Origin of the sequence: Niveibacterium sp. 24ML, assembly GCF_026586805.1 — a bacterium.
GTDB lineage: Bacteria > Pseudomonadota > Gammaproteobacteria > Burkholderiales > Rhodocyclaceae > Niveibacterium.
The window spans coordinates 130293-144246 of sequence record NZ_JAPFHA010000004.1; the positions used below are offsets into that span (position 1 = coordinate 130293).

The 13954-nt window shown below is 65.5% G+C and carries 8 protein-coding genes; all 8 read left to right on the forward strand.

Going from position 1 to position 13954, the window contains the following annotated elements:
• Positions 1–130: 130 nt before the first annotated feature.
• A complete protein-coding gene (locus OPU71_RS05005) occupies positions 131–2512 on the forward strand; it encodes a hypothetical protein (protein WP_267725663.1) in 2382 nt (793 codons plus the stop codon).
• A gap of 3 nt (positions 2513–2515) precedes the next feature.
• Positions 2516–3805 carry a hypothetical protein gene (locus OPU71_RS05010; RefSeq protein ID WP_267725666.1) on the forward strand — a complete coding sequence of 430 codons (1290 nt, stop codon included), beginning with the start codon at positions 2516–2518 and terminating at the stop codon, positions 3803–3805.
• Between the two features lie 117 nt (positions 3806–3922).
• Positions 3923–7381: a P-loop NTPase fold protein gene (locus OPU71_RS05015; RefSeq protein WP_267725670.1), complete on the forward strand. Its 3459-nt coding sequence runs from the start codon at positions 3923–3925 to the stop codon at positions 7379–7381.
• 216 nt (positions 7382–7597) lie between these two features.
• Complete coding sequence (gene ppdK / locus OPU71_RS05020; RefSeq protein ID WP_267725673.1) at positions 7598–10390, forward strand: pyruvate, phosphate dikinase; 2793 nt, start codon at positions 7598–7600, stop codon at positions 10388–10390.
• Between the two features lie 340 nt (positions 10391–10730).
• Positions 10731–11045 (forward strand): STAS domain-containing protein, encoded by a 315-nt coding sequence (locus OPU71_RS05025; protein WP_267725676.1) that lies wholly within the window; start codon positions 10731–10733, stop codon positions 11043–11045.
• Positions 11046–11190: 145 nt separating this feature from the next.
• Positions 11191–12051, forward strand: coding sequence for a ParB/RepB/Spo0J family partition protein (locus OPU71_RS05030; RefSeq protein WP_267725679.1), 861 nt, complete (start codon positions 11191–11193; stop codon positions 12049–12051).
• A gap of 23 nt (positions 12052–12074) precedes the next feature.
• A complete protein-coding gene (locus OPU71_RS05035; RefSeq protein WP_267725682.1) occupies positions 12075–13139 on the forward strand; it encodes an RNA methyltransferase in 1065 nt (354 codons plus the stop codon).
• Between the two features lie 85 nt (positions 13140–13224).
• The gene (locus OPU71_RS05040) at positions 13225–13929 is read left to right on the forward strand and encodes a glutathione binding-like protein (RefSeq protein ID WP_267725685.1); all 705 of its coding nucleotides are present in this window, start codon (positions 13225–13227) and stop codon (positions 13927–13929) included.
• The last annotated feature ends 25 nt before the right edge of the window (positions 13930–13954 follow it).

Sequence of the window (13954 nt, forward strand, 5' to 3'; positions counted from 1 at the left end):
CTCGTCGCTCGGCTCATGACGCGCTCTATGTAATCGAGATAATTCACGCATCTGACATTTTTCGGGTCGTTCAAAGCGGCAGCGTGTCAGACTTATTGGCTTGAGCAGTTTCTTCGGACGGTGTGTCGACGTGAGCAACTTTCGCAGACGTGAATTCATCAAGGCGGTGTCCGCCACAGTGGGTACCGCCAGTTTGCTGGGGTGCGGCGGTGGCGGGGGCGAAGCTGGCCCGACGGTGACGCCGCAACCGCCCGATGGCGGCGGCGGGGGCGCGGTCGGTGGCGGGGCGACGACGCCCTCGCCGATTGTCATCGACCCGATCCCTCAGATCAGCTTCACCGGCGGGGTGCCGGGGAGCCATTCGCTCGCGCAGTACGTTCGAATGCCGGCCGGGTACGGGCCGCCGGTGTTTACCTTGCAAGGCACCTTGCCCGCCGGTGTGAGCTTCGATTCGACCGCCGGCGTCTTGCGCTATGACGGCTCTGGCAGCGGCGCCCAGTTTGGCGGCCTCACCTTGTCGGTGTCGGCCGAACCGCTTGCGGGGGTGAGCGCGGGCGGGATTGTCGCGCTGTCGCTGACATCCAGCGTGGGCGGCGAACTCCTGCCCTGGACGGCGGGGCATTTCTTCCGTCAGGGCGACTTCCCGGCCGGCAGCACGATCATTGCCGACGTACCCGACTTCCAGGCCGTGGTGCGCAACTCCTGGCCGGACGGTTCGATCAAGTTCGCCGTGCTCTCGGGTCGTTGCAACTTCGCCGCCGGCGTCGCGCGGCCCGTCGTGCTGGCGCGCGGCAGCGCGGCCGCCGGCAAGGTCCTGACCGAAGCGGATCTGCTTGCCGCCGCGCCCGATGTTTCGGTACAGCTTGGCAGTCTTGGCACCGTCGATCTGGCTTCGGTGCTCGGCAAGCCGCATCGGCAATTGCTGTCCGGCGCAATGGCTTCCGAGTGGCAGTACCGGGCTGCCTTGCCGAAGGACCCGCAGTTGGTGGTCTGGTTCTACGTGCGCCTGTATCTGGGCGGGCGTATCGAATTGATGGTCAGCATCGAGAACGGCTTCTTCGATTTCACCGACGCGCTCAACAAGCCGGTTCAGATTGTGGTGAAGTCCGGCGCACGCATCCTGTTCGATTCGGTTTCGCCGATCGACATCAAGCATCACACCCGGGTCGTGGCGGCCCAGGGCCACAGCGGCAAGCTCTGGATCGGCGGCGACCCCGGCGTGATTCCGATGCACGACACGGCCTATCTGCAACGAACCGGCGCGGTGCCCGCCTTTCAGGCAAGCAGCATCAGCGCCACCACACTCGGCGGGCTGGCGCAAAGCTACCAACCGAACGCGCAACACAATCTGCCCGGCAATCAGCTGGGGGGCGGCGGCGATAGCCCGTCGATCGGCTGGCTGCCCAGGTGGGACGCGTGCTACGTCGTGTCGGCCGATCCACGTGCCTACCGCGCCGTGCTGGTTAACTCCTTCGCATCGGGCGCCTGGTCCACTCATTGGCGCAATGGCGCGAGCAACGAGGTGGTGGCCTATGGCGACTACCCGACGGTGAAGAAGCCGACCTCGACCGGCGCGAACTACGGCGGACGGAACTTCTATTCCGGCCAGTACGGCACCGACTGGGACATCTCGCACGGCTGGCTGCCCGGCTACACGGCGTATCTCGTGAGCGGTGATTACTGGCATCTGGAAGCCTTGCAGTTCTTCGTCAAATGGGTGCATTACTCAAGTGGGCTTGCGGCGCGCGGCAATGCAACCGGCTTGATGGTGCGCAGCCTGCAGTCGCGCGGCACTGCCTGGGCGATCCGCAATTGCGCCATGGCCGCGGCCATGACCCCTGATACCGATCGCGAACGTGCCGCCTACATCAATGCGGTGGGGGCTTCGCTGACCTGGTTGCGGGGCTATCACACCAATCCGCTCGGGATCGTTCTGGAGCCCGACCAGGCGGCCTGGGGTGACCCCGGCGGGCAGCGCACCTGGATGAGCGACTATGTCGTGGGCACCGTGGCGTGGGTGCTGGATCAGAAGATCCTCAGCGGGACGCAACTGAGCGACGCACAGGCCTTCATGCAGTGGATGGGCAAGGGGCTGGTCGATCGCTTCTCGGATGGCAGCAACCCGCGCGGCTGGCACTGGACGTACCAGGCTTACTCGCCGGTGGTAAGCAATGCCAGCTTCCCGACCAACCAGGACCAGGCCAGTTTTGACGCAAACTGGGGCATTGCGTTTGAGCGCGCCTACGGGCGTGCGAACGGAACCGATCTTGATACCGGGGAAATCAAGGCCTACAACTGGGCCACGCCGAACAAGATCACGTCGTGGACGAAGGCCACTTCCTTTGGCGCGGGCTATTTCGAATACGGCATGTGCGCGCTGGCGCAATGCGTGAATCAAGGGGTTGCCGGGGCCGCTTCGGCTTTCAAACGCATTACCTCTGCAAGCAACTACGAAACCTGCAAGGCGTCACTGGCGAACGACCCGCGCTTTGGCATCGCGCCACGGAGTTAAGGCATGGCAACCGCAACATCCAATACGTTTTCTGTCGTTGTCACCAAGCCGATTGCGGGTGTCTGGTCCGACGAGGCCGTGCCCGGCGAGTTCGACGCCGCGACCGATACCTGGACGCCCGGCCGCGGTAGCGATGGGCGGATCACCCGGGTCAGTTGGGCGCAGGTTCCGATTGACCGCTGGGTCAAGGTAGCCGGCACCCGGCTGGACTCGCTCAATGCAGTCGTGGCGGCAGCGATTCCGGGTTGGCGCGATCGCGGTACCCAGGGCTTCAACGGCGTGCTCAAGGCTTGGTCCGGGATGGCGCTTGATCCGCTTCAGCCGCGTGCCTTCTTCTTTGGCGGCGGGCACCACGACTCCAGCAACAATGGCGTCTACCGGCTCGACTTCAACAAGATGGCCTGGGCCGTGCAGAAAATGCCGACTGACTCGGCCAAGTTCGATGCCGCCTACAACACGCGGGACAACGGCACCTTCACGGTGTATCCACCGGCGCAGAAGTATCAGGATGAAAATCCGAATGACCTCTCGGTCATGTACGACTGTTTCTACCCGTTTGCACCGAACGAACCCACGGCGCGTCACACCTACGGCAGCCTTGTCTACAACCCGGCGCGGAACGAGTTGTTCATGGGATGCCGGCGGATGTGGCAGTTGAATCTGGACAGTGGCGCGTGGTCGGTCACCAACCAGATGAGCTCGCTCGGTTCAACTTCCAGCGCCGGCGAGAACATGTTCGTGTGGTGGGATCGATTCCGCAATCGCTACGTGATCAACGCCACCCAGAACGGCAACCAGGGGCGCAACTTCGAGTTCGATCCGGCCAGCAAGCAGTGCGCCTGGTCAGACGTAAACCTCAATGCCGTCGACTATTACTGGGCAACGGCGGTCTGCACGCACGAGGACACGCTTTACGCCTACATGCGGCCGGACAGCATTCGCAAAGCCAACTTGCAGATTCTGGACATACGGACCAACACGCGCGTTGAGCGGCCGGTGACCGGCGTGAGCGACGACACCGCCAACTTCAGCTATTACGATGGCGGCGGTCTGACCTATGTGCCCGAGCGGGGCAAGCTGCTGTCGGCAACATGGTCTGCGTCGCAGAAGAAGGTGTGCCTTTACTGGATCGACCCGGCCACAGGCGTGATGTCGTATGCAAACGAAGCGGGCAATCTTTATCCAAGCCCCGCGGCCCTGGTTGAAACCAAGATGCAGTACATCAAGCAGATGCAGGCTGTGGTGTTTGTCGACTCGGCGGACAATGACGTGCGCATCATGCGGGTAGGTTAGCCTCCGCGGCGGGGGCCGCTGGCGGGTATCGAACAAGCGGGGTCCATTCGGGCCCCGCTTTGCTTTCGGCGCCGATACGGTCTAGCTTGGATGATCAAGCACCCAGCGGAGAACCATATGTTCAAGGGCGACTCGACGCCTGCTGTGCCTGCACCAGCCGCTGTTCGCGCAGGGTCGCGCGCCTGGTTGCTGGGTGCCGCATCCTTGTGGCTGCTGGTCACGACGGGCCTGGGCGTGACACAGGATTTGCGCCCTGATCCGCTTGCCGCGCCGGCCTTCATGAGCCTGGACTGGTGGCGCTATCCGCTTGAGCGGCATGCGCCGTTGCGCCTGCCAATCATTGGCGGCGAATTGCGCGGGCTCCATGTCGGCGCCAGTGGTCGCGATCTCTGGGTCGTTGGCGACGCCGGTCTGGTGTTGCATTCAAGCGATGGCGGATCGACCTGGTCGCCAAGCCGGCTGGGCGGCCAATCGCCCGCGCAGGAAGCGCCTGCGCCGGCCCCCGCGCGAGAGCCCGCGAAGGCCGCGCTCAGCTTCAGTCTGGTTTCGGACGCCAACGCGGGTGACCTGCCTGCCTTGCCGTCCAAGCAGCCCAACAGCAAGCGCGACTCAGGTCTGCCCGCCGAGCCGCAGGCGCGCGATCCGGCCGCAGCCCCGCGCAAGGACACTTCGCCAGCAGTGCCACCCGACGGCACCGCGCCGGTCACCGCAACACCTGCCCAAACACCAGCGCAACCCATGCAGCAGGCACTTGAACCCGAGCCGCCGCGCCCAGCCGATCTGCATGCGGTGGTCTTCGACGCTGCCGGCCGCAACGGGATGATCGGGGCGTCTGACGGCACGCTGTACGGCAGCGCGGATGCCGGCAGAACCTGGCAAGTGCAGACCCGCTTCGATGCGGCCGTGCTGGCGCTGGCATCGCTCGCCGACGGCCGCCAGCTCGCAATCACCCGCGCAGGCGTGCTTTACCAGTTCGACGCTGCGCAGTCGTCCTGGCGGGTACGCGCACAGGTTGGCCCACTCGCCGATGCGGCGATCGATTCTGCGAGCGGGCGTGTGCTGGCCCTCACACTGATCGGCCGGCTCGCTGACAGCCCCAATGGGGGCGCGAGCTGGACGGAAGCTGACGCGCCGATGCAAGGCCGCGGCCGTATCCTCAACCTGAGCGAGAAAGGTGAGGTCTGGAGTGCCGGGCCGGGCTCCTGGATGCAACGCACCCAGGGCCTGCCCTACGCCTTGGGGGCGCCGGCTGGGGTTGCGGTGCTCGATGTGCGCCTCAATGCCGTGCGCCGCGCCAGCGGCCGCGAGTTTGCGGTGGGGGAGTCCGGCAGCATCTACACCCGCGCGACGATCTTTGAGCCTTGGCGTCCGCTCAGCGCGGGCCGCGCCGGTGCCCTTCGCGAGATTCGCATCGCCCCCGGCGGCGAAGGCTCGGCACTTGGCTTGGGCAGCATCCGCTTCGTTACGCAGGATGCTGGCGCGACCTGGCAAGCTCAGGGCGCGCAGCATCGCCGCTTTGCTGCGCCCTGGCTCTGGCTGGCCTGGTTGCTTGGGCTTGCCGCGCTGGTGATGGTGGCGCTGCGGCGGCCGCCTGCCGGTGCGGGGGCAGTGACGGAAACCGCCGCCGATGCCTTCGTGTCCGACAAACCGCTGGCGGCCGCACGCGAAGATCGCCTGGATTTCGCGCCGCTTGCATGGGGCCTGTCGGCCTTCCTTCGCAATGAAAAGACGGATGCGCCGCTGACCATCGCGATCACGGGCGACTGGGGCAGTGGCAAGAGCTCGCTGATGGGCTTGCTCAAGGAAGACCTTGCCCGCTTCGGGGTGCGCAGCGTCTGGTTCAACGCCTGGCACCACCAGAAAGAGGAAGCCCTGCTGATGGCCCTGCTCACGGCGATCCGCGATCAGGCCATTCCCGGCTGGTGTTCGTTCGAGGGGATCGAGTATCGCCTGCGCCTGATGTGGACCCGGGGCCGCCGCTACTGGCCGCTCTCGCTCGCGGTGGCATTCTCGGTGGGTTTGTTCGGCTGGACTTTCAGTCATCCGGGCACCGTGCTGGACAACTGGCTGACCCTCGCCAACGATCTGTGGTCGGCACTCACCGACGACAAGGCCAAGCCCGATCCCGATTCGCTGATTGCGCGCTTGCGCGCCACCGGGCTGGCGGCCGGCGCCATGGTGCCCCTGATCGGCGCACTGTTGCGCATGCGGGCGTTTGGCGTGGACCCGGCGGCGCTTGCAGCGTCATTGTCCTCGCATGCCTCGGTCAAGGATCTCGGTTCGCAGGCGAGTTTTCGCCAGCGCTTTGCCGAACAGTTCTCTGAAGTCACCGCCGCGCTTGAGCCGCGCACGATGCTGGTGCTGATCGACGATCTGGATCGCTGCAAGCCCGAGGCCGTGCTTGAAGTGATGGAGGCGGTGAACTTCCTTGTCTCGTCCGGCCGCGTCTATGTCGTGCTGGGGATGGCGCGCGCGCGGGTTGAAGCCTGTGTCGGGCTTGCGTTCGAGAAAGTGGCGCATGAGCTGGTTGAAGCGGAAAGCGCCAAGGCGGTCGCCGAAATGGCGGGTGAAGACAAAGACGCGCGCGCACGACGCATCCGCCGCGAGTACGCCCAGCAGTACCTTGAAAAACTCATCAACATTGAAGTGCCGGTGCCACGGCTTGATCCGAATCGCAGCGCACACTTGCAGGACGAGGCGGGCGAAACCGGCAGCAGTTTCGAAGTGCCGATGGCCGTGCGCCGCATCTGCCGCCTCTGGCCCGCCCTGGTCGGTGTCGTCACGATTGTGGCGGGTGCCTGGCTGGGCGCACATCTGCCTGCCGCGGTTGAGCGTGGCCCCGCCCAGGTCGCGGCCAGTGCGGGCACTGCTACGCAACAGGCGCTGGTGTTTGCGCAGCCCGAGCTGCCGACGGCCGGGCCGGCCGTCGCTGACGCGCCGAGTGCCGGGCTGGTCTTCTTCGCGCCGGCAGTGCCCTTGCGGACGGACTACCTGACGCCGGCGCTGCTGCTGAGCGCCAGCATCGTCATCATTGTGCTTGCGACGGTGCGCCGCCCCAGCCCGGTGGTGCGGGATTCGCCCGCCTTTCGCGATGCCCTCGCGATCTGGAACCCGGTGGTGGCAACCGCCTTGCGCACGCCCCGCGCCGTCAAGCGCTACCAGAACCGTGTGCGCTACCTTGCGATGATGGCGCGCCACAGCACGCGCGCCTCCACCCTGGGCGAAGAGGTGCGGATGTGGCTGATGCGACGCGGGGCGGCCTTGCCCGCCGTCACCGCCGGCGACCCCTCGCCCGAGCTGGTCGCGATCGGCGCGCTCGATCGGGCCTTGCCGGGCTGGGATGCCTGTGCGGACTTTGCTGCGGTGCTCGAAAAACTGGAGTCCCCCGCGCTGCGTGACGCCATTGCGCAGGCTCTCCGGGCTCATGCCGGGCGCTTCGATCTGGCCGCCGTGAAGGACTTCGTACCAAGTTTCCGCCGCCTTGCGAGTGGCGTCCGCATGGAACCGAACGCGCAGCCGGGCGCTGATCGTGACCTGCGTTCTGCCGCGGCCGAGGGCCGGATGTCTTACATCTGACTGTTGACTTCGCTTAAGTTGGCGGGCGGGGCAGAGGCATATCGTCAGCCCAACGGTGCTTTCGTCAACACGCCAACCAGGCCTGACGCGAGGGCCGTCATTGACGCTCGAACGCGTGCCGGCAGCAGCGATTCACCGCAACCCTGCCGACCTCCACGGCCAACGCCAGGACGGGTTCATCGAGTCAGGTCACCACTCTCGGGGGAGACAGTGACCATGACCACCTATGTCTATTCGTTCGAAAAGGGCGATGGCAAGAACAAGATGCTGCTCGGCGGCAAGGGTGCGAACCTTGCCGAGATGACGCAGATCGGGTTGAACGTGCCGCCTGGTTTCACGATCACCACCGAAGCCTGCCTCGCCTACCTCGAACACAATGCGCTGCCCGAAGGCGTGATGGGCGAAGTGCGCGCAGCCATGCGCGAACTGGAGCAGAAGACCGGCAAGGGCTTTGGCGACGCGGCCAATCCGCTGCTGGTTTCGGTGCGCTCGGGCTCCGCCATGTCGATGCCCGGCATGATGGACACTATCCTCAATCTTGGCCTCAACCCGGCGACGCTTGAGGGCCTGATCCACCAGACCGACAACCCGCGTTTTGGCTATGACGCGTGGCGCCGCTTCGTGCAGCTCTACGGCAAGATCGCGCTGGGCGTGCCGGATGAGCATTTCGACGATGCGATGAACGCGCTCAAGGCCAAGGTTGGCGCCGCGCAGGACGTCGATCTCACCGCACCGCAACTCAAGGAGCTGGCCCAGACCTTCATCGGCATCGTCGAAAAACACACCGGCCACCCCTTCCCGACCGACCCGATGCAGCAGCTTGAGATGGCGATCGCGGCGGTGTTCCGCTCGTGGATGGGCAAGCGCGCGGTGGACTATCGTCGCCAGTTCAAGATCACGCCCGAGATGGCAAACGGCACCGCTGTGAACGTGTGCACGATGGTGTTCGGCAACATGGGCAACGACTCGGCAACCGGCGTTGGCTTCACCCGCAACCCCGCCACCGGCGAGAACGTGATCTTCGGCGAGTACCTCACCAACGCGCAGGGTGAGGACGTGGTGGCAGGCATTCGCACGCCCAAGCCCATCGCAGAAATGCAGCAGGAGATGCCGCGCCTGCATGCCGAGCTGATGGAGCTTCGCAATCGGCTGGAGCGCCACTACAAGGAGATCCAGGACTTCGAGTTCACGATCGAGAAAGGGCGGCTCTACGCCTTGCAGACGCGTAACGGCAAGATGAACGCGCGCGCCACGGTGGTGACCTCGGTTGAAATGGCCAACGACGGCGTCATCACGCGCGAGCAGGCCCTGCTGCGCGCCAACCCGGCGCTGCTCGAACAACTGATGGTGCCGACGCTTGCACCCGGCTCGAACGCGGTAGCCCTGGCAACCGGCCTGCCGGCATCGCCCGGCGCCGCCTCCGGCCGCGTGGTGTTCGATGCCGATACCGCCGAAGCGCGCGGCAAGTTGGGCGAGAAGATCATCCTGGTTCGCGAAGAGACCAAGCCGGAAGACATTCACGGCTTCTTCGCCGCGCAGGGCATCCTTACCGCACGCGGCGGCAAGACATCGCACGCCGCGGTGGTGGCACGCGGCATGGGAAAACCCTGCGTGTCAGGCTGTGCGGCGATCCAGATCGACGTGCATGCGCGCACCGCGCGGGTGGGTGATGCCGAGTTCGTCGAGGGCGATGTGATCACCATCGACGGCAGCACCGGCAAGGTCTACGCCGGCCGCATCCCCACGGTGGAAGCGGAATTTTTCGACGAACTGCAAACCCTGCTTGAGTGGGCCGACGAAGCGGCAACGCTCAAGGTGCGCGCAAATGCTGACACGCCGGCCGATGCCGCGCGCGCGCGGCGCTTTGGCGCAGTCGGTATCGGCCTGTGCCGCACCGAGCGCATGTTCAACGACCCGGGCCGCCTGCCGGTGGTGCAGGAGATGATCCTCGCCGATACGCCCGAAGAACGGCAGGACGCGCTCGACCGCCTGCTGCCCTTCCAGCGTGAAGACTTCAAGGGCATCTTCCGCGCCATGGATGGCCTGCCGGTGACGGTGCGCCTGCTTGATCCGCCGATCCACGAATTCCTGCCTACTGCATCGCAACTGGAATTCGAGATTGACCACCTGCGCAACCTCAAGCGCGCCGTGCGCGGCATGAACGAGCTGCCGGAAACCCTGCGCATGCTCGACCCCGAGTTGCACCACACCTATGTCGATAGCCTCGATCACCTCAATGCCAACCTGGTGCAGTACGAGCAGCAGCATCGCTTCGATGCGCTGATCGCACGCCGTGAGGCCATGCTGCGCAAAGTGCACGCGCTGCACGAGGTCAACCCGATGCTTGGGCATCGCGGCGTGCGCCTCGGGCTCACCAATCCCGAGATCTACACCATGCAGATCCGCGCGCTGTTTGAAGCGGCGGCGGGCAGCATGCGCGAAGGCGTGATCGTCAATGCCGAGATCATGGTGCCGCAGGTCTGTACCCGTGAAGAGCTGGTCAGGGTGAAGCAGATCTTCGACACCGAACTCGATCGCGTGGCCGCCTTGCTGGGCGAGCGGCCGCATGTGAAGTTCGGCACCATGATCGAAGTGGTGCGGGCCTGCATGCGCGCCGGCAGCCTCGCGCAGGTGGCGGAGTTCTTCAGCTTCGGCACCAACGACCTGACGCAGGCCACTTTCTCCTTCTCGCGCGAAGACGCCGAGAACAAGTTCCTGCCCTTCTACCAGGAGGCCAAGATCCTGCGCGAGAACCCCTTCGAAGTGCTCGACGTCAAGGGCGTCGGGCGCCTGATGCAGATGGCCGTGGAGTGGGGGCGCGAGACTCGCAAGGACTTGAAGGTTGGCATCTGTGGCGAGCAGGGCGGGCAGCCTGATTCCGTGCGCTTCTGCCACGCGATTGGGCTGAACTATGTGTCCTGCTCGGCGCCACGGGTGCCGATCGCCCGGCTGGCTGCGGCACAGGCCAAGCTGCGTGAAAAGGAGTACAGCGCCAGCGTGTTCGAATAGTCCGGTTTGGGTAGGAGAACGGGGCGTGACCCGGCGGCGGCCGGGCGCGCCCCTTTTTTGTCCGCGCAGCGGGCCGTGCCATGCGCTGCTGGCGCGCTTATGCGCACCGGAGTGAGCCGTGAGTCACGTGGCGCCAGTCTCTTCGTGCAGCGCACCGTAAGCTCTCGTCGCATCGCGCATCCAGCCCCATCGAGTTGATCGCCAGCCGGGGTTACACGCATTTTGCCCGGCGCAGATCGTGGCATCATTTGCGTCGCGGTCGCCACCACGGCGGTGGGCCGGGGCACAGGGTGCTTCGGGACTCTAGCCACGCATGTGCGCGGTAAAAGAAGGTGAAGAGATGGTGCAGAAAAAGGGCGGGACTGAAGGATACGGCGCGCATCAACACAGCGTGCCCTTGCGCGGGCGGCTCGTCTTTTCCGCGCATCGCGAGTTCAGCCAGGCCATCGAGGAAGCCCTTGCCTCCAATGCAAGCGAGATCGTGCTGAACCTGCGCGACGTCGAGTACATCGACAGCGCCGCGCTGGGCATGCTGCTGGTGGCCCGTGGCAAGGCTAAAGATGCCGGCAAGGTGATTTCAATCGAAGGCACGCGAGGCATGGTCAAACAAGTGCTGCAGATCGCCAACTTCCAGAATCTGTTCGCGATCAGCTGAGCCAGGGCGTCCGGCTGGATGCCCGCCGCAGTCGCCCGTTGCCTGCGTTGAAGTTGCCGCGCAGCCAAAAAACGCGGAACATCCGGCCCCTTTTGGTCGACCCGCACCGGGCGGGGCCGGCATGCAGTGAATAGGTGAGCAGGCAATGGGTTTCAAAGAGACGGTTCCCGAATTCAGGATGATCGACGTGGCGAAGCTGGTGCCGGACGAGGCGCACCCGCGTCGCCAGTACGATGAGGCCGGGCTCAAGCGCCTCGCGGACTCGATCACCGGCGTCGGCGTGATTCAGCCGGTGGTGGTGCAACCGGCTGACGCCGAAGGCAAGTTTCGCCTGATCGTGGGCGAACGCCGGCTGCGTGCGGCGATGCTGGCGGGCGAGGCGCAGATTCCGGCATTGGTGCGCGCGTGCCCGCCGAACCAGACACTCGAAGTGCAGGTGTTCGAGAACCTCGGGCAGGGTGTGCGGCTGCCGCTGGCGCCGCGCGAAATGGCGCAGGCGCTCAAGACCATCGCGCGCGGTTTCGAATCGCCCGAGGCGGCGGCCGAGCACTTTGGACAGCCAGCGACCTGGCTGGAACAGAAAACCGCGCCTGCGAACCTTTCGCCCAAGGTCGAGGCGCTGCTCGAATCCGGCCAGATCACCAGTTGCACCACGGCCGTTCAGCTCGACAAGCTGGCGCAGAAGAACGAGGCCCGGCTCGATGCGCTGGTTGCCGAAGTGGAGCGGGGCGAAAAGCTGCCGAAGAAGGCGGTGGAGGCGGCGCTGGTGGCCGAGGGCGTGAAGCGCGCGAAGAAACCGGCTGAGCCGGATGCGATTGCCGAAGTGCCGGTGCCCCGATCCGCCGAGCCGATTGCCGCACCGGCCAGCGCGCGGCGCGTTAACCCGGGCAAGGTGCGCATGGTGGCGCAGATTCTCGGGCTGGATGCGGGCGACGAAGAGGCCGTGCTTGATCGCCTGATCGACGAGTTCCTCGCACTCAAGGGCGAGGGGAACCCGCCCTTCTGATGCAGGCCGAGGCGAACTCCGCGATGCGCATCGAAGACCTCCGCGCGCGCCTGCTCGCTCACGGTGCGAAGCCGCTGCACGAGCAGCGCCTGCTGCGGGCGTGGGTGAACGCCAAACCGCTGGACAGCGGGCCACACAAGGCGCAGGACTGCCTGCCGCTCGCGCTGCGCAACGACTTGCCGGCGCTCACAGCCGATCTGCAAGGGCTTGCGCGCTTGCGCTCCGAGCACCCGGGCGAGGATGGCTCCGCGCGCCTGCTGGTGGAACTGGCAGATGGCCAGACGGTGGAAAGCGTACTGTTGCCGCGCGACGGCCTCTGCGTATCGACGCAGGTGGGCTGCGCGGTGGGCTGCGTGTTCTGCATGACCGGTCGCGATGGCCTGCTGCGCCAGCTTGGCAGCGCTGAGATCGTGGCGCAGGTGGTGCTCGCTCGCAGCAAACGCTTCGTCAAGAAAGTGGTGTTCATGGGCATGGGCGAGCCGGCCCACAACCTCGATAACGTGCTCGAAGCGATCGATCTGCTTGGCACTGCGGGCGGCATCGGCCACAAGAATCTGGTGTTCTCCACCGTCGGCGATCCACGCGTATTCGAGCGTTTGCCGCAGGGCCGCGTGAAGCCCGCGCTCGCGCTGTCGCTGCACACCACCAAGGCCGATCTGCGTGCGCAACTGTTGCCGCGCGCACCGCGTATCGACCCGGCCGAACTGGTAGCGATGGGTGAGCACTACGCCCGCACTACGGGCTATCCGATCCAGTATCAGTGGACGCTGATCGACGGCGTGAACGACGGCGACGATGAACTCGACGGCATCGTGCGCTTGCTTGCCGGCAAGTACGCGATCATGAACATGATTCCGTACAACACCGTGCCGGAGCTGGAATTCAAGCGCCCGGCGTGGGAGCGCGCCACGGCCATCGCGCGCGCGCTGCATCAGCGTGGCGTGCTGACCAAGCTGCGCAATTCTGCCGGGCAGGATGTCGATGGCGGCTGCGGCCAGCTGCGCGCGCGGGACATTGCCAAGGGCAAGGCCGAGCGCGAGCAGCGCATCGCCAGCCGCCGCATCACGATCGTGCCGAAGCAGGGCTGATGGTCGCGGGTTGAACCCGGTTCCGGATGGCGGATCTTTGGGGTACAAACGGCTTCCCGGATAAACCCGCAAGCGGAGCCCCGCCATGATCGACCTTTTCTACTGGACCACCCCCAACGGCCACAAGATCACGATGTTCCTCGAAGAGGCCGGCCTGCCGTACCGCCTGCATGGCGTGAACATCGGCAAGGGCGATCAGTTCCGCCCCGAGTTCCTCGCGATCGCGCCGAACAATCGCATCCCGGCCATCGTCGACAATGCGCCGGCCGATGGCGGCGAACCCGTCTCGCTGTTTGAATCGGGCGCGATCCTGCTCTACCTCGCCGACAAGACTGGCAAGCTGATCCCGCAAGATCTGCGCGGCCGCAATGATTGCCTGCAGTGGCTCTTCTGGCAGATGGCGGGGCTGGGCCCGATGGCGGGGCAGAACCACCACTTCGTGCAGTACGCGCCCGAGAAAATCCCCTACGCGATCGAGCGTTACGTGAAGGAGACCGGGCGGCTCTACGCCGTGCTCAACAAGCGCCTCGCTGATCGCGAATTCATCGCCGGTGACTACTCGATTGCCGACATCGCCTGTTATCCGTGGGTGCTCTATCACGAGAACCAGCAGCAGGATCTGGCCAACTTTCCACACGTTGCGCGCTGGCTCGCTGCGATTGCCGCACGCCCTGCCACGCAGCGCGCGTATGCGCGTGCCGCCGAGGTGAACCCGAGCGCGGCGAAGATCAGCGAAGAGGACAAGAAGGTCTTGTTCGGGCAGGACGCTTCGACGGTAAAGCCCGGCTGACGCGGGTGGTGCCAGGCCCCGGCAG